At 35.0% G+C, this 16,226-nt stretch carries 14 protein-coding genes and 1 tRNA gene; 2 read left to right on the forward strand and 13 right to left on the reverse strand.

Annotation, left to right across the window (positions count from 1 at the left end; translation table 11 throughout):
* Window positions 1-108 precede the first annotated feature (108 nt).
* From QGN23_RS11390 to QGN23_RS11425, 8 genes are all read right to left on the reverse strand, one after another.
* Entirely contained in the window at window positions 109-936 is an 828-nt protein-coding gene (locus QGN23_RS11390; protein ID WP_282904423.1) for a GLPGLI family protein, read from the reverse strand.
* Between the two features lie 176 nt (window positions 937-1,112).
* Window positions 1,113-1,817 carry an outer membrane lipoprotein-sorting protein gene (locus QGN23_RS11395; protein WP_218249355.1) on the reverse strand — a complete coding sequence of 235 codons (705 nt, stop codon included), beginning with the start codon at window positions 1,815-1,817 and terminating at the stop codon, window positions 1,113-1,115.
* Window positions 1,818-2,838: 1,021 nt separating this feature from the next.
* Window positions 2,839-3,609, reverse strand: a complete 771-nt coding sequence (gene lnu(I) / locus QGN23_RS11400; protein WP_282904424.1) for a lincosamide nucleotidyltransferase Lnu(I) — start codon at window positions 3,607-3,609, stop codon at window positions 2,839-2,841.
* A gap of 280 nt (window positions 3,610-3,889) precedes the next feature.
* On the reverse strand, window positions 3,890-4,315 hold the full coding sequence (locus QGN23_RS11405) for a hypothetical protein (protein ID WP_282904425.1): 426 nt from the start codon (window positions 4,313-4,315) through the stop codon (window positions 3,890-3,892).
* Between the two features lie 162 nt (window positions 4,316-4,477).
* On the reverse strand, window positions 4,478-5,200 hold the full coding sequence (locus tag QGN23_RS11410; protein WP_282904426.1) for a leucine-rich repeat domain-containing protein: 723 nt from the start codon (window positions 5,198-5,200) through the stop codon (window positions 4,478-4,480).
* Between the two features lie 147 nt (window positions 5,201-5,347).
* Entirely contained in the window at window positions 5,348-5,929 is a 582-nt protein-coding gene (locus QGN23_RS11415; protein ID WP_282904427.1) for a hypothetical protein, read from the reverse strand.
* Between the two features lie 133 nt (window positions 5,930-6,062).
* The gene (xerA, locus tag QGN23_RS11420; RefSeq protein ID WP_282904428.1) at window positions 6,063-7,106 is read right to left on the reverse strand and encodes a site-specific tyrosine recombinase/integron integrase; all 1,044 of its coding nucleotides are present in this window, start codon (window positions 7,104-7,106) and stop codon (window positions 6,063-6,065) included.
* Between the two features lie 363 nt (window positions 7,107-7,469).
* Window positions 7,470-7,540, reverse strand: a tRNA-Gln gene (locus QGN23_RS11425).
* A gap of 146 nt (window positions 7,541-7,686) precedes the next feature.
* Here QGN23_RS11425 and recA point away from each other — a divergent pair.
* On the forward strand, window positions 7,687-8,694 hold the full coding sequence (recA, locus tag QGN23_RS11430) for a recombinase RecA (RefSeq protein WP_282904429.1): 1,008 nt from the start codon (window positions 7,687-7,689) through the stop codon (window positions 8,692-8,694).
* Window positions 8,695-9,119: 425 nt separating this feature from the next.
* Window positions 9,120-11,012 carry a molecular chaperone HtpG gene (htpG, locus tag QGN23_RS11435; RefSeq protein WP_282904430.1) on the forward strand — a complete coding sequence of 631 codons (1,893 nt, stop codon included), beginning with the start codon at window positions 9,120-9,122 and terminating at the stop codon, window positions 11,010-11,012.
* Between the two features lie 103 nt (window positions 11,013-11,115).
* Here the strand turns inward: htpG and QGN23_RS11440 are convergent, their stop codons facing one another.
* The 5 genes from QGN23_RS11440 to argS all read right to left on the reverse strand — a co-directional run bounded on the left by QGN23_RS11440 (window position 11,116) and on the right by argS (window position 16,178).
* On the reverse strand, window positions 11,116-11,421 hold the full coding sequence (locus QGN23_RS11440) for an MGMT family protein (protein WP_282904431.1): 306 nt from the start codon (window positions 11,419-11,421) through the stop codon (window positions 11,116-11,118).
* A 234-nt stretch (window positions 11,422-11,655) separates the two neighbouring features.
* Window positions 11,656-12,630 (reverse strand): deoxyhypusine synthase family protein, encoded by a 975-nt coding sequence (locus tag QGN23_RS11445; RefSeq protein ID WP_282904432.1) that lies wholly within the window; start codon window positions 12,628-12,630, stop codon window positions 11,656-11,658.
* 129 nt (window positions 12,631-12,759) lie between these two features.
* Window positions 12,760-13,155, reverse strand: coding sequence for an alternative ribosome rescue aminoacyl-tRNA hydrolase ArfB (gene arfB / locus QGN23_RS11450; protein WP_282904433.1), 396 nt, complete (start codon window positions 13,153-13,155; stop codon window positions 12,760-12,762).
* A gap of 90 nt (window positions 13,156-13,245) precedes the next feature.
* Complete coding sequence (locus QGN23_RS11455; protein ID WP_282904434.1) at window positions 13,246-14,280, reverse strand: AMP-binding protein; 1,035 nt, start codon at window positions 14,278-14,280, stop codon at window positions 13,246-13,248.
* A 119-nt stretch (window positions 14,281-14,399) separates the two neighbouring features.
* Window positions 14,400-16,178: an arginine--tRNA ligase gene (gene argS, locus QGN23_RS11460; RefSeq protein ID WP_282904435.1), complete on the reverse strand. Its 1,779-nt coding sequence runs from the start codon at window positions 16,176-16,178 to the stop codon at window positions 14,400-14,402.
* Window positions 16,179-16,226 lie beyond the last annotated feature (48 nt).

Raw genomic sequence — 16,226 nt, forward strand, 5'->3', positions numbered from 1 at the left:
ATACGAAAACTTTCTACTTGCTAAAATATTAATTAATCGCTAAATTCTTCGGTTAAAACTTCATACCCGCTTGTAGAAATACTTTGTTATCTAGTGTGTTTCTTCTATTTATTTGTTTTCAAAATTCGGCTTTGAATCTTTTTCAACGTAAATGTAGCGTCCCTTAATTCCATTTTGTAACATCGATTTTTTTCGATTGAGTTCGTCAATTGATTCAACAGTTTCATTTTTAAAAGTTGCTTTTTCTCCACTTTTTATTCTGTCAGAAAACATTCTTTGTGGATTTTGATAAATTTCCTCTATATATTTGTTAAACTTTTTACTACTTATTGGAAGCGCTGTTTTACCATAATGAGTTTCTAAAAATTCATTTGTATTGTATGTCTGCTTTAATTTGTTGTTTTTTACAAGTTTATAGACAAAGGTATTTTCAGAATCTTGCAGTAAAAAAATCATTCCAGGCAAACCTCGAAATTTATACGGTCCTTCAGAAATGTTTACGTCATTTGAGAACCATGCTATCCATTTTCTTCCTCCAAATTCTGTTGTAGCCTTTTGAAGTTTGTACTCGTTGTACATTTGAGTATCAGGAAATAATTCCCATTTCAGTTCGTCATTTGTTTCTTCAACAAAATAATCGAAGAAATCACGATATCGCTTGTTTATAAAAGAGTTTGGTTGTCGAACAATTATTTGGTCAGTTTTCGTACTGTAACGAGAACGTGATTCTCCTGAATTTTTATTTATTGAATCATACTCAATAAAATCGTAGTCATAAAATTTTGTAGAAGTCGGATTTATGTCCAGTGTCATTAAATTTTTGCGATAATCTTCACTTGAATTATTTCTATATTCTAGTTCGTAAATAAATCTGTTAGTTTGAGATTTGCAAAAAATACTTGAAATCACAATAAATAGTAAAAAGGTTTTATTCATTAATTTTATTTTTAAAACGTAATCTTGTTTAACATAGCAGATAACGGTTGGGTATTTCTGTTGGCGGGGATTATTATAACTGCTTTTTGTAAATATAACAAAAAGAACAACAAACGAAAATCTTCATGATGTAAACTTCAACCCCGCTAATAGAAATACTTTGTTATGCGACGTAATTATTTAAAGTCTTTCTCTGAAATCTTTTTATTATAGTATAAATCAACAATTTTTGCGACTTGGTTACCATCTTCAGAAACAAAAGTTTGCTTAGTTTCATATGTCAAATCACCAAACTTTTTGTAGTCGTCATAAAGCACAGTTGAGAATGAATTTTTTTCAGGATTTTTTACAACTTCCGATTTTGCTAATAAATTTGAGGTTTTGTCATAGTACAAATAAGTCACTTTTCCATTACTTAAAGTTGCTTTGATTTTGTAGCAATCTTTATTGTTCGCTTTTTCTTCCCCAATAAATTCCAAAGTATAAAGAGATGTATCAATATAGTCCAAAGAATTTATAATTTGGTTTCGATAATTTTTGTCCTTAAATTGTTCTTGGTCAGCAACAGTTTTCTGACCATTTACAACATCATAACCGATTTTTCCATCATAAAAAGATTTATAAACAATTCTTCCTTGATATTCAATTTCGAAACTGCCTTTGTTTGGTTCCATTTCTTTTGTAATCCAAAAAACATTTCTACCATCCATCACCGTTTCAGATTTAGTATATAAAGTTTTTATATTTTCAAGTAATTTTTTTCCGCCTTGTGCTTGGATTGACTTTTCAACAATTTCATTTGATTTATTGATTTGAGAATTTTGTGCAAGTAGAGTGGTTGTGGAAAGTACAAATGTGCAAATAGTTGTAGTAAATTTCATTTTCTGATCTGTTTTTATATTATGTCGCATAACGGTTGGTGATAGGCGCCGTTGCTTGCAATGGCGCCTATCACTTGTTGTGCGCTGTTGCTTGTTCTCTGCTAAGATAACAAAAACAGTTTACAGTTGCCGACTTCGGAATCCGGATAAATGATTTTAGAAAATTGTCTCCTATCAGACCGTAATGATAGGCGCAGCTTTATAAAATCTCAGCGTTAAAATTCCTGCAACACTTTAGAGTTAAGTCAGTTACATAATAAAAAACTTGACTTTATCAATTTTTTCTTATAACTTTGGCAAGCCTTTTAAGCGGCTCCGCTTTGAAAGTAAACTTTCAGCAAATCCAACTTTGCAAGGCTTGACGAAAAAGATTCTCTTTTACATCCCTTAACTCTTTCCGCTTCCATTTTGAATTTTAATCCTATTTATCAGATAACGGGGGCGAGCAATTGCGTACAACGGTTGGTGATAGGCGCCGTTGCTTGCAATGGCGCCTATCACTTGTTGTGCGCTGTTGCTTGTTCTCTGCTAAGATAACAAAAACAGTTTACAGTTGCCGACTTCGGAATCCGGATAAATGATTTTAGAAAATTGTCTCCTATCAGACCGTAATGATAGGCGCAGCTTTATAAAATCTCAGCGTTAAAATTCCTGCAACACTTTAGAGTTAAGTCAGTTACATAATAAAAAACTTGACTTTATCAATTTTTTCTTATAACTTTGGCAAGCCTTTTAAGCGGCTCCGCTTTGAAAGTAAACTTTCAGCAAATCCAACTTTGCAAGGCTTGACGAAAAAGATTCTCTTTTACATCCCTTAACTCTTTCCGCTTCCATTTTGAATTTTAATCCTATTTATCAGATAACGGGGGCGAGCAATTGCGTACAACGGTTCGCAGCTACTCGAAGGTGGCGATTTCGAAGCGATTCACTGTCAACCAAGCACAAACTTTGATAGAAGCACAAAGCTTGATTTAACCACTGAACCGCCACTTTTGGGTAGGTGCTGTTGGCGGTAGTTTTTCTATTCAATCTTCATTAATAATTCCTTTAATTTTGTTTCAACTTTCAATTTATCAAACAATTCTCTCGAAAGTTCTAATGACTTTTTAAAAGCTGCTTTTATATCTATTGGCTCTAATTTAGTTGTAGTCTGCTGAAATAACGAATACCAATCTTGGTCTATGTCTTTCTCCAAACTTTTTGTTGGACTTTCCCAATGTTTGGTTTCAGATGTCTCAATTCTGATTAGCCAAAGTAAGTATTTCTGAGTGTTTGATAAACTTTGGTAAGCGTGAGCAAATTCTCGTCGTTTAATTAAGTTGCTTGTTGTCAGTAAAACATTCAACAATGATTGACTCAACCACAAGATATTTTTATTTGTTGTTCGGTCAGGTATTTTAGTTTCTATTTCTTCGAGAGTGTTAGTCAATAAGCCTTCTTTATCTACTAAAATCATTTTGTCAAAGTCGCTAAACTCTACCAAACCGTCCCACGATTTGATAACTTCCATTTGGTCGTTTGTCATAAAGTGAAACTCCCCTCTTACCATATTTTCAAAAATAGCAACGTCACTTCCATACTCGTTGGTAAAATATAATGCCAAAGGATGAATTTGACTTACCCAATTTCCAGCCGAAAAATATTCTTTGTCCTTTAAGAAGATGTAGAATTCAATATCTGAATATTTATCTCCTTCATTTTTGGTAAATGACCCGTACATAAATACAGCAGAAATATTTTTATCATTTTGAGCTATTGACTTTGTTTTGTCAATCATTTGTAATTGTGTCATTTTCTAATTTTTTAATATTAAAACTTACCCTTTCTATTTTGCGTTGGAAAGGGTATTTCAATTCTTATTCAACCTTACAGTTACTTATAGCTTCATTTTCTTAAATATTTTTCGTTGTTAATCGTTTCTTCAAATTACCGCCAACGGTTGGGTATTTCTGTTGGCGGGGATTTTTATAACAAGTCTTTGTAAATATAACAAAAAGAACAACTAGCAAAAATCTCTATGGTGTAAACTTCAACCCCGCTAATAGAAATAGCATGTTAGCCGTCGTTTTATATCAGTATAATTTTGTAATTCTATAACCGATAATTTTAATTATTCCGTCTTCTTTAATCATTGAAAAAGTTTCTTGCGTTGGTTCCTTTTCTCTTCTTACATCGTAGGTCAGAAGATATTCGCTTTTAGGATTGCTGCCTTTAACTATTAACGTTTCCCAATTTTTAAGATTATATTCAGTAATTTTTCCAAAATCATTTTCAGAACTTGAAATCATTTCATTCAATTTATCTCTGTTTGTTACTGCAAAAAATTTTTCACTGAAAAGGTTTAGAGCGTCATTTTTGTTTCCATAAGTTTGGGAATAATAAAATTTGTGTGTGATTTTTTCAGCATCAATTTTATCATTTTCACGATTTTGATAAGTACTATTAAAATTACAACTTGATAAAATAAAAAGCGTCAAAAGAGTAATTAATGTTTTCATGTATTTCTATTTAGGAACGTGCTTTTTTTTAAATGACGGCTAACGGTTGGGTATTTCTGTTGGCGGGGATTATTATAATTGGTTTTTGTAAATATAACAGAAAGAAAAATTAGCGAAAATCTTCATGATGTAAACTTCAACCCCGCTAATAGAAATAGCGTGTTAGCCGCAGTTTTTTTTATTTTCGCTGATTTCTTTAAACAGTTTTTTTTCGATTTGTGTTGGAAGAATTAATCTTTCAATTTTTGAAAATCTATGTAATGGAGTAGTATCTTTATTTACTAATGAAATTCCAAGAACTATTTCTTCTAAGTGTTCTAGTTTTTCTAAAAAATATAAATCATTCATTTTAGTTACTGGACTATTTACAGAACCAGTTATAACAAAACTTTTTAAAGATTTTAATTCGCCTATTTTAGAAAAGTCATTAAGTGATAGAAAATTCTCTATTTGAAGATATTCAATCTTTTTTAAACCTTCAATTCCATCTAAAGATTTTAATCTTGGATTACTTCCAAAATATAAGTGTTCTAAATTTTGAAGATTTTGGAGGTTTAGAATTGATTCAACTTTTCCCCATTTAATATATAAACCTTTAAGTTGCTTCATTTGACAAATTGCATCAAAAAATTCTTGATCAATTTGGTGGGTTGTCATTAAATATTCAACGTCTTTTAGATGTGGCAAAGCATTAATCCAATGATTTCTAATAGTCTTCTTTTGCTTAGTTGACATATAATAAAATTCGGGATTCATTGCAGAAGTATCTACAATTAGAACATTTGTGTCGAATATTCTTACATCATCATATTTAAAAGAATTTCCTTTCCAAAAGTCAAGATTGAAATTCCAAAATCCATACATTAATTTTGTAGAATCGTTCATAAAATTGCGGCTAACGGCCGGGTATTTCTGCAGGCGGGCTAAAAGTACGAAATCTTTATACTTGCTAAAAAACTAGATTAATCGCTAAAATCTTCGATGAAAACTTCATACCCGCTTGTAGAAATACTTTGTTACCCGACGTTTTTTCTAGTTTTTATAATTTTTTATTATCTCAAAAATCTCTTTATGGAAATCTCTTGTAGGCCCGCTTTGATAAATTTCACTATTTCCTGATAAGTTTAAAAAGTATATTTCACTCGAGAGAACCTTTCCACTATCATATTGATTTTCATAGATTTTCGCGAAATCTGCCTTTTCATCACTGTCAAAAAATATAGTGATCTTTCTGATTTCCGACTTTATATAATTTTTCAAATATTCGTCTCTATATATGTGCTTCGTAATATTATATTCAATCTTTAAAGTTTTCTTAGTTTTTTTATCTTTAAAATTGTAAATATTTACTCCGCCTGTTCCGAAAACTTTAGTTACTTTATTAGCAATTGACCAATCTCCTTCGCTTCGCAAAACTTCGTAAGTCAATTCTCTATTTTGGCGCATTGCCTTTAAGGGCGAATTGTAATTAAGAGAATCTACATCTTTATATTTTTCGATTTTTTGATTCAGCAGATTTTCTCCATCTGTTGCTGGCTCATAACTTTGTGCATGAAAATTTGAGCAAAGTGACAGTGATAAAATTAGGAATAAGAACTGGGTTTTTATATTCAAAACTGCTTTTGTTTAAAATGACGGGTAACTTATTTATATGTCTTACTTCGTCAGACAAATACAACGTGTTTGGTAGGGATTTGTCTGATAGTCGTAGGACTTATTTCGAATCACTAAGATATATTTTTTTCCATTACAAATCATCAAACGGACTTTTTATGTGCTGTAAGCTTTTCGTGCTTACATGGGTGTAAATTTCTGTTGTTCTACTGCTGTTATGCCCAAGTAATTCCTGAATGTAACGCAAGTCAGTTCCGCTTTCCAATAAATGCGTGGCATAACTATGCCGTAACCAATGTAAGGTAACTGGCTTTTTTATATTGCATTTTTCTAATGCTTGTTTTAATACACTTTGAAGGCTTTTTGCAGAATAAATAGTACCTGGTTCTTGACCTTCAAATAAATACGTTTTTGGTTTGTAAAGTTGGTAATAGGTTCTTAATAATTCTAAAATCTTTGGAGACAATGGCGTAATTCTATCTCTTTTTCCTTTTGCTTGCTTAATCAGAACAATATTTCTTTTAGAATCAATGTCCAGTGGTCGTAATTGTAGTAACTCACTGCAGCGCAAACCACAACTATAAATTAAGGAAAGCATCATTTTGTGTTTCATATTGGCATGTGCTTCCAATATATTCTTTACTTCTTCTTTACTCAAAACATTTGGTAATGTTTTAGGCTTTTTGGGTCGGTCAATTTTATCTACTTCTATTTTTGTTTTACGTATTGTTCTAAAGTATAATTTGATAGCACTAATAACTTGGTTTTGGTAAGATGCGGATAATTTTTTTTTCAAAATGTAATCGTTATTAAAATCAAGTACATGTGCGTTGGTTAGTTCGCAAATAGCATTAGCTTGGTAATAAACGAGAAATGATCTTAATGCCTCAGAATAAGTTTTGATTGTATTTGGGCTATATCTTTTCGACGAGAGCCACCGGATGAATTGATTTAGATGTTGTTGTCCATCTTCCGAAAGTGTGGTGTCTTGTTTCTGTGTGATTTGGAATTTTTCTCTATTTTCTCGCGTGTCTGGGATATGCCATAGTTTTTTCTGCTGACTCCATCGCGCTCCATTAATTAGTTTTATCCGTCGGATCAACTCTTCATCTTTATCGAAAATTACCGCAATTCTATCTTGGTTTCGATGTGTAATTAATTTTGCGCTCCACTTCATACAGTGCTGATAATTAGATATAAAGATATCGAATTTAAAATTATTAGGTATTTCGTGGCTGCACAAAAGTATTGATAGCAAGACTAGTACCTTTTATGATGTTGAACTAAATCGCAAAAAGAGTGGTTGATTCGCTAAATCTGCCCTTATTTAAAGCAATTTTTTGTTGACTGAAAACTATGTTATTTAATAAAATAGAAGCACCATATATTAAAGTAGCGTTATGTTAACGAACCTTTAAAAATCCGTAGAAATATTACCGGAAATTAAAAGTATTTTATTTGGAAACTAAAAAAATCAGGAACATTAGTCCCTGATTTAGTCCCTGATAATAGTAAAGTACTGATTAACAGTACTTGTTTGTAGACCCACAGGGATTCGAACCCCAACTGGCGGTACCAAAAACCGAAGTGCTACCGTTACACCATGGGTCTGTCTTTATTTTGGTGGTGCAAATCTAGAAAAATTTTTCTTATCGAACAATTATTTTTCAAAAACTTTTTAAAAAAAGTAAACTTTATTTTTTTTAGGCATTTTTTTCAAATTTTAAATTCGTATTTTTGAAAAAATAATTTTACAAATGAGCAGTATCGAAGATAAGAAAAAAGCACTGGCTTTGGTGCTTGAGAAACTAGATAAAACCTACGGAAAAGGAACTGTGATGACCTTAGGAGATGCATCTGCGGATACTTCTATTGAAGTGATTCCGTCTGGATCCTTAGGAATTGATTTAGCTTTAGGAGTGGGCGGTTACCCAAGAGGAAGAGTCATTGAAATTTATGGCCCGGAATCTTCTGGTAAAACAACTTTAACGCTACACGCCATCGCAGAAGCGCAAAAATTAGGAGGTATCGCCGCATTTATTGATGCAGAGCACGCCTTCGACCGTCATTATGCATCGAAGTTGGGAATTAACTTAGATGATCTTATTATTTCACAACCGGATAATGGGGAGCAGGCGTTAGAAATTGCGGATAATTTAATCCGTTCCGGCGCTGTGGATATCGTAGTGATCGACTCTGTAGCAGCCTTGACGCCGAAAGCGGAGATCGAAGGTGAAATGGGCGACTCCAAAATGGGGCTTCACGCAAGATTGATGTCACAGGCTTTAAGAAAGTTAACAGGCACTATTTCCAAAACAAAATGTACCGTAATCTTCATTAACCAGTTGAGAGAAAAAATTGGAGTGATGTTCGGAAACCCTGAAACGACTACAGGTGGGAATGCGTTGAAGTTTTATGCATCCGTAAGGATTGATATCAGAAAAGCAAGTGCGCCGATTAAAACAGGTGATGAGGCGGTTGGAAGTCGTGTGAAAGTGAAGATTGTGAAAAATAAAGTAGCGCCTCCATTCAAAATTGCTGAATTCGATATCATGTACGGTGAAGGAGTTTCTAAAACCGGTGAAATTTTGGACGCGTCAGTGGAGATGGGAATCGTGAAGAAAAGCGGATCCTGGTTCAGCTATGGTGATACCAAATTAGGTCAGGGACGTGATGCGGTAAGAGATATGTTGAAAGACAATCCTGAACTTTCTGATGAACTGGAAGGCAAAATCAGAGAAGAGATTAAAAATAAGAAGGGTTAGACGATAGACTAATAGACAATAGACTAAGAGAGGATAGACTAAGAGATGGTAAGCCATCAGCTTTTAACTTTTTCAGTCACGAATCTTTCGATTATTAAAGACAGCATTTTTTGCTGTCTTTTTTTGTGAATGTGAAGAGCGGAATAATTGTTTGAAAATTATTTTCTTCAATAGAGGTGGGCTTCATCCTGTTTTTTTTAAATTTTTGGTAATTTTGAAATCCCGCGCTGCAATAGGGATAGAAACGGAAACCCCGCAGAAAGCGTGGGGAAAGAAATGGCTCGAGGAGTTGCAGTGGATAGCCCGACCCGAGCGGTGGGAAAGCTTTGGCGAGGGGATTGCCCAAAAAAATTGACAATGTGTCACTTTGAGGAGATTGGTGTTTTATTTGAGAACTCAACTGCATAATTTAAAAATCAATTAACATGACAAAAGGAAATATTAATGTATCGGTGGAAAATATTTTTCCCTTAATTAAAAAGTTTTTGTACAGCGATCACGAAATATTTTTACGTGAACTGATTTCTAATGCAACGGATGCGACCTTAAAACTGAAACATCTGACAAGCATTGGTGAAATTAAAACCGATTACGGACAACCGAAAATCGAAGTTAAAATTGATAAAGAAGCAAAAACACTCCGCATTATCGATCAGGGAATTGGGATGACCGCGGAGGAAGTTGAGAAATACATCAACCAGGTTGCCTTTTCGGGTGCCGAAGAATTTTTGGAAAAGTATAAAGATTCGGCAAAAGATTCTGGAATTATCGGTCATTTCGGTCTTGGATTTTACTCTGCATTTATGGTTGCAGAAAAAGTGGAAATCGTTACCAAATCCTACAAAGATGAACCGGCGGTTCGGTGGATCTGCGACGGAAGTCCTGAATTTACTTTAGAAGAAACAACTGATAAAACTGACAGAGGAACGGAAATCATTCTTCACATTGCTGATGATTCTATCGAATTTTTAGAAGAGTCCAAAATCCGCGAACTGTTATTGAAATATAACAAATTTATGCCTGTTCCGATTAAATTTGGAATGAAAAAAGAAACGTTGCCTTTGCCGGAAGATGCAGCAGCAGATGCAAAAGCAGAAACGGTAGAAGTCGATAATATCATCAATAATCCAACTCCAGCCTGGACCAAAGCGCCAAGCGAACTGAGTGACGCGGATTATAAAGAATTCTACCACGAGCTGTATCCAATGCAATTCGAAGAGCCTTTATTTAATATTCATTTGAATGTTGATTATCCGTTTAATTTAACCGGAATTCTTTATTTCCCGAAATTAACCAACGGTTTGAATATCGAAAAGGATAAAATCCAGTTGTATCAAAATCAGGTTTATGTAACCGATGAGGTGAAAGGAATTGTGCCAGATTTCTTAATGCTGTTGCGCGGTGTCATCGATTCTCCGGATATTCCGTTGAACGTTTCCCGTTCTTATTTGCAGGCGGACGGTGCGGTGAAGAAAATTTCTTCGTACATCACTAAAAAAGTAGCCGACAAAATGGTTTCTTTATTTAATGAAAACCGCGAAGATTACGAGAAAAAATGGAACGACATCAAAATCGTGATCGAATACGGAATGATTTCAGAAGATAAATTCTTTGATAAATCCGACAAGTTTGCATTATACCCAACTACTGACGGAAAATATTATCTGTGGTCTGAACTGGAAGAGAAAGTAAAACCAATGCAAACGGATAAAGACGGAAACTTTATTATTTTGTACGCGACAAATGCCGATGAACAGCATGGTTACATTCAGTCTGCAAACGATAAGGGTTATGAAGTGTTGCTTTTAGATTCTCCAATTGTGCCGCATTTGATTCAGAAATTAGAGCAGTCGAAAGACAAAATTTCTTTTGCGAGAGTTGATGCAGATCACATCAATAATTTAATTAAAAAAGAAGATACCGCAATTTCCAAATTGAATGAGGATGAAAAAGAATCTTTGAAGAAAAATATCGAAGACGCTGTAAACGACAAGAAATTCTCAGTTCAGGTTGAAGATTTGGACAGTTCAGAAGCTCCGTTTTTAATTACACAACCGGAATTCATGCGCAGAATGAAAGACATGCAGGCGACCGGCGGTGGCGGAATGTTCGGAATGAGCGGTTTCCCGGAGATGTATAATTTGGTCGTGAATTCCAACAGTGAATTGGCTTCTGAAATTTTAAAAATTGATGATGCAGAGGATAAAAATTCTAAAATAAAATACGCTTTAGACTTGGCTAAACTGTCTCAGAATTTATTGAAAGGAAAAGACCTGACTGATTTTATCCAGAGAAGTTACCAGCAGTTGAGTAAGTAGATTAAAGAGAAAAGAACAAAGAGAAAAGACTTTTTTCGTTTCCTAATAACCTTGTCAGAGTTTCAAACCTTGACAAGGTTTTTTTTTATTCCCGAATCCGGAATTATAACTCTTCCAAAGGATTCCAAAACACCTTTTTGAAATTCTGAATTTTTCCGTCTTTCACTTCTACGCCTTCTTTTCCTAGTTTCCCCACAAAATCCCGAATACAGCTGGCCGTAATTCTTCCAGATGCATTACAAACCCGATGTGCTGGGAAATCTTCATCATAATTCCGCAAAGCATTTCCGACATGTCGGGCGTGATTCGGATAACCGACCGCTTTTGCAATCGCACCATAACTGGTCACTCTTCCTTTGGGAATCATGTTGATAATTTCGAAAACCTGTTTGTTGAATAAGTCATTCATAAGATAAAGTTAGGATTTTATTCTAATATCATTTATAGAAAAATCTGTGAAATCCGCGCGGGAATATAACCGTCAATGACTTTTTAAAAACGCTACCCAAGCTGATTTATTGGAATTGCAATAACAATTTCCGACTTAGCAAAAAACAAAAAAATCGCCCCAAAAATTTGAGGCGATTATATCTTTAAGCGCTGTTAGAGCTCCGATTTCTAACAGCGCTATAAATTTATCTTTTTAAGAATTCTCCAAAATATAAGAGAACATCAGCGGTGCACAAATGGTTGCATCACTTTCAACGATAAACTTCGGTGTAGTAATGTCCAGTTTTCCCCAAGTGATTTTCTCATTCGGAACTGCTCCGGAATATGAACCGTAAGAAGTCGTTGAATCAGAGATCTGACAGAAATACGACCAGAATGGCGTATCTGTCATTTCCATATCCTGGTACAACATTGGAACCACACAAATTGGGAAATCACCGGCGATTCCACCTCCAACCTGGAAGAAACCAACGCCTTTTCCACCTGAATTCTTAGGGTACCAATCTGCCAAATACATCATGTATTCAATTCCGGATTTCACGGTAGAAGGTTTTAATTCACCTTTGATACAATAACTTGAGAAAATATTTCCCATCGTGGAATCTTCCCAACCCGGAACCACAATCGGTAAGTTTTTTTCAGCCGCAGCGATCATCCAGGAGTTCTCTCTCGGAATTTCATAATACTGCTCCAAAACGCCTGACAGAATCATTTTGTACATGTATTCATGTGGAAAAAACCGCTCGCCCTTTGCTTCCGCGTCTTTCCAGATTTCCACGATATGTTGCTGTAATCTTCGGAACGCTTCCTCTTCCGGGATACACGTGTCTGTAACTCTATTCAGCCCTTTTTCCATTAAATCCCATTCTTCCTGCGGCGTCAGATCACGGTAATTCGGTACGCGTTTGTAATGGGAATGTGCTACCAGATTCATTAGATCTTCTTCTAAATTCGCACCGGTACATGAAATAATATGTACTTTATCCTGACGGATCATTTCTGCTAAAATTTTTCCAATCTCTGCCGTGGACATTGCTCCAGCCAGGGTAATCATCATTTTTCCGCCATCTTTCAAATGGGCAACATATCCTTTTGAAGCATCTACCAAAGCTGCAGAATTAAAATGCAGATAATATTTTTCGATAAATTCCGTAATCGGTTTACTCATAATTTTTTGATTTCAGCAAAGATAATCAATTTTAAGAATTCTTTCAGGAGCAGCGAGATTTTGCTTTTTTTCAAAACCCCACCCGCTTTTTTCCTTTGCAATTATCATTTAATGATACAATGGTTTTACCTATTCCCCTTTAAACCTGCGGTTTTCCTTCTTTTCAGAAAGTTGTTTCTTGGCTTTGATTCTTTTCTCAATTTTGGCTCGGGAAGGTTTAGTTGCTTTTCGGGATTTGGGAATGAACAACGATTTTTTGACTATTTCTAAAATCCTCTCCGTTGCGATTTTTTTATTTTGAAGCTGAGTACGGCTTTCAGAAACCGTGAGCTGCAGTATTCCTTCACTGTTAATTCGGTTTTTGAGTTTATTGAAGATCATCTCTTTTGCTTCAATCGAAAAACAGTCACTTTCTGCTACATTCCACATCACGGTTACCGAAGTTTCTACTTTGTTCACGTTTTGACCGCCAGCGCCACTGCTGCGGGAAGTTTTATAAGTGACTTCTTTGGTAAAATCTTTCATGATGTAAGAGTAAAGAACAAAGATAAAAGAATAAAGATAATGCAGTCAATAGCCCAAAGTAAAGAGCATCAGGAATAATAGGACTGTAAACTATTTCGTCAAAATATTGGAAACAATTTCGGTTAATTCTTTACGGTCAACTTTCCCATTGGGGATTCGCGGAAATTTGGCGATAAAAACTATTTCCTTAGGTTGATGATTTTTTGAAGGATAATCAATTTTTTTTAATCGCTGAACATGATCTGAATTCTCCTGACCTTCAATAATCAGAACTAATTTTTGGCCGAGCAATTCATCTGCAATTCCCAAGAAAACAAGTTCATTATCCATTTCTTTTTTGACCAATGATTCGAGTTGTTCGGGATAGATTTTTAAACCGGCGGAATTAATCACATTGTCAATTCTCCCTAAAAATTTAAATTCTTTACCGTTTTTTATATCAACTAAGTCGTTCGTGATAAGAGTTTCCGGGTTAAGTTGCGGAGCGGAAATCTGTAAGCATCCTCTTCGGTCTAAAGAAATTTCAATGTCATTTAAAGTTTTGAAATACTCTTCAGTGTTGGGATAGATTTCTTTTAAAGCAATATGGGAAAGCGTTTCCGACATTCCGTAGGTTTCATAGACTTTAGATTTTGAGATTTGAGATTTGAGACTTTGGCGAATTTTATCCTTCAAAGTTTCGGAAACTGCAGCTCCACCAATAATCAAGTTTTTTATTAAATGGAGTTTCTCCAGTGAGTTTTCAACCTGAAGCGGAGACATTGCACAGAAATCAATTTCTTCATTTAAATCACTTATCGGATTTATTGATGGCGTTTTTATAACTAAATTTAATTTTCTTTCAATCGCCCGGACGACCATCATTTTCCCGGAAATATATTCTACGGGAAGGCAGAGTAGGGCAGAATCACCAGTTTTTAAACCTAAAATATCGCAGGTCATTTTTGCCGAATGCCACATTCTTTCTTTTTCAATCTCAAAAATTTTCGGTGTTCCTGTTGAGCCTGAAGTTTGAACTTTTACGGTCTCTGAATCATCGAACCAATCTTTGATAAAAGAAATAACCCGCTGATCAAAGTCAGTAGTTGGAGATGGTATTTTATTGGTTGAAAAATCAATGTTCATTTTGAAAAATAATGTTTAAAGGTAGGAATTCCCTTTGTGAAGGGGCAATTGCAAAGCGCTGTTAGGGCCCGAAGCCCTAACAGCGCTCACCGTCGTAAACAAGAGAATGCGCCTCAATGCTACATCCGGTTTACCGTTCCTATTCCTAATAATTCCAATCCTTTTTTGATCGTTTTACCAGTAAGTTCTGATAATTCCAAGCGGAAGTTTTTCGCGTTTTCGTCTTCTTGATTTAGAATCGGATTGTTCTGATAGAAGGAGTTATATGATTTTACCACATCATATACATAGTTCGCTACGAGGGCCGGCGACAACGTTTCCGCAGCTCTTGAAACCACTTCTTTGAAATTGGAAAGGTTCATCACCAATTCCTTTTCTGAAACATTGAGTTCGTAATCGGAAACGGTTGTTTTTTTATAATCTGCTTTCGCCAATAAAGACTGAATTCTGGCATAAGTATATTGAATAAATGGTCCTGTATTCCCAGCAAAGTCGATACTTTCAGCGGGATTAAACAACATTTTTTTCTTTGGATCCACCTTCAGCATGAAATATTTCAGTGCACCTAAGCCAACTGTTTCGTAGGATTTTTCTTTTTCGTCGTCAGATAAAGTTTCCAGTTTACCCAGTTCTTGTGCTTTTTCTTTTGCAGTGTCATACATTTCCTGCATTAAATCATCGGCATCGACCACGGTTCCTTCGCGGGATTTCATTTTGCCTGCCGGCAGTTCGACCATTCCATAAGAAAGATGAAAAAGGTTTTCTGCCCAGTCATAGCCTAGTTTTTTGAGAATTTTGAACAATACATCGAAGTGGTAATCCTGTTCGTTTCCTACGGTATAAATTAATTTCTGGATTGAATTTTCTTTGAAACGCTGAACGGCTGTTCCCAAATCCTGTGTCATGTAAACCGAAGTTCCATCGCCACGCAGCAATAATTTATGATCTAAACCTTCCTCAGAAAGATCGCACCAAACCGAGCCGTCTTCTTTTTTGTATAAAACGCCTTTATTTAATCCTTCCTGAATTAAGTCTTTTCCTAAAAGATAAGTGTCGCTTTCATACTGAACCTGATCGAAATCAACGCCCAGCCTTTTGTAGGTTTGCGAAAAACCGGCATATACCCAGGAATTCATTTCTGACCAAAGGTTTTTTACCGTTTCGTCACCTTTCTCCCAATCGAGAAGCATTTTTTGAGCTTCTAAAATGATCGGTGCCTGTTTTTTGGCTACTTCTTCTTCGTATCCTTTTTCGACTAATTCCGCAATTTCTTTTTTATACTCTTTGTCAAAAGCGACATAATAGTTGCCCACGAGTTTATCTCCTTTAAGGTGGGTAGATTCCGGGGTTTCGTTGGTTCCGGATTTCTGCCAGGCAAGCATCGATTTGCAGATATGAATTCCGCGGTCGTTGATGATCTGGGTTTTAATAACATGATAACCGTCTTCTTTTAAAATCTGTGCCACGGAATATCCTAAAAGGTTATTCCGGATATGACCAAGATGCAGGGGTTTATTGGTGTTTGGTGAAGAATATTCCACCATTACCGTTTGGTTTTTTGCTTCTTTTTTATCAAAATTCTCTTCGACCGAATGGAAATTCTCTAAGAAGAAATTATTCTTAATTTTTAAATTAAGAAATCCTTTAACCACATTATAGCTTTCGACGAAGTCTGACTGGGTGGTAAAAGCATCGCCTAATTCCATAGCAATAGTATCTGGACTTCTTTTTAAAATTTTGACCAGCGGAAAAGTAACAATGGTAAAGTCTCCTTCGAATTCAGATTTATTTTGCTGAACATCGAGGGTGATGTTATTTCTCTGATTCACATCATTAATTTGAAAAACGGTTTCGATGATTTCAGCAACTTTATTTTGGATGATTTCTTTAATGTTCATGGTTTTATTTTGAATGACAAATATACGGAAATAAAAAAACCACTCCGA

The sequence above is a fragment of the Chryseobacterium gotjawalense genome (assembly GCF_030012525.1).
In the GTDB taxonomy this organism is placed as follows: Bacteria; Bacteroidota; Bacteroidia; order Flavobacteriales; family Weeksellaceae; genus Kaistella; species Kaistella gotjawalense.

What these genes read in the sequence shown, in the direction of transcription:
- QGN23_RS11390 (WP_282904423.1), bottom strand. Translation starts at nt 936, where the DNA reads ATGAATAAAACCTTTTTACTATTTATTGTGATTTCAAGTATTTTTTGC.
- QGN23_RS11395 (WP_218249355.1), bottom strand. Translation starts at nt 1,817, where the DNA reads ATGAAATTTACTACAACTATTTGCACATTTGTACTTTCCACAACCACT.
- QGN23_RS11405 (WP_282904425.1), bottom strand. Translation starts at nt 4,315, where the DNA reads ATGAAAACATTAATTACTCTTTTGACGCTTTTTATTTTATCAAGTTGT.
- QGN23_RS11410 (WP_282904426.1), bottom strand. Translation starts at nt 5,200, where the DNA reads ATGAACGATTCTACAAAATTAATGTATGGATTTTGGAATTTCAATCTT.
- xerA (WP_282904428.1), bottom strand. Translation starts at nt 7,106, where the DNA reads ATGAAGTGGAGCGCAAAATTAATTACACATCGAAACCAAGATAGAATT.
- recA (WP_282904429.1), top strand. Translation starts at nt 7,687, where the DNA reads ATGAGCAGTATCGAAGATAAGAAAAAAGCACTGGCTTTGGTGCTTGAG.
- htpG (WP_282904430.1), top strand. Translation starts at nt 9,120, where the DNA reads ATGACAAAAGGAAATATTAATGTATCGGTGGAAAATATTTTTCCCTTA.
- QGN23_RS11440 (WP_282904431.1), bottom strand. Translation starts at nt 11,421, where the DNA reads ATGAATGACTTATTCAACAAACAGGTTTTCGAAATTATCAACATGATT.
- QGN23_RS11445 (WP_282904432.1), bottom strand. Translation starts at nt 12,630, where the DNA reads ATGAGTAAACCGATTACGGAATTTATCGAAAAATATTATCTGCATTTT.
- arfB (WP_282904433.1), bottom strand. Translation starts at nt 13,155, where the DNA reads ATGAAAGATTTTACCAAAGAAGTCACTTATAAAACTTCCCGCAGCAGT.
- QGN23_RS11455 (WP_282904434.1), bottom strand. Translation starts at nt 14,280, where the DNA reads ATGAACATTGATTTTTCAACCAATAAAATACCATCTCCAACTACTGAC.
- argS (WP_282904435.1), bottom strand. Translation starts at nt 16,178, where the DNA reads ATGAACATTAAAGAAATCATCCAAAATAAAGTTGCTGAAATCATCGAA.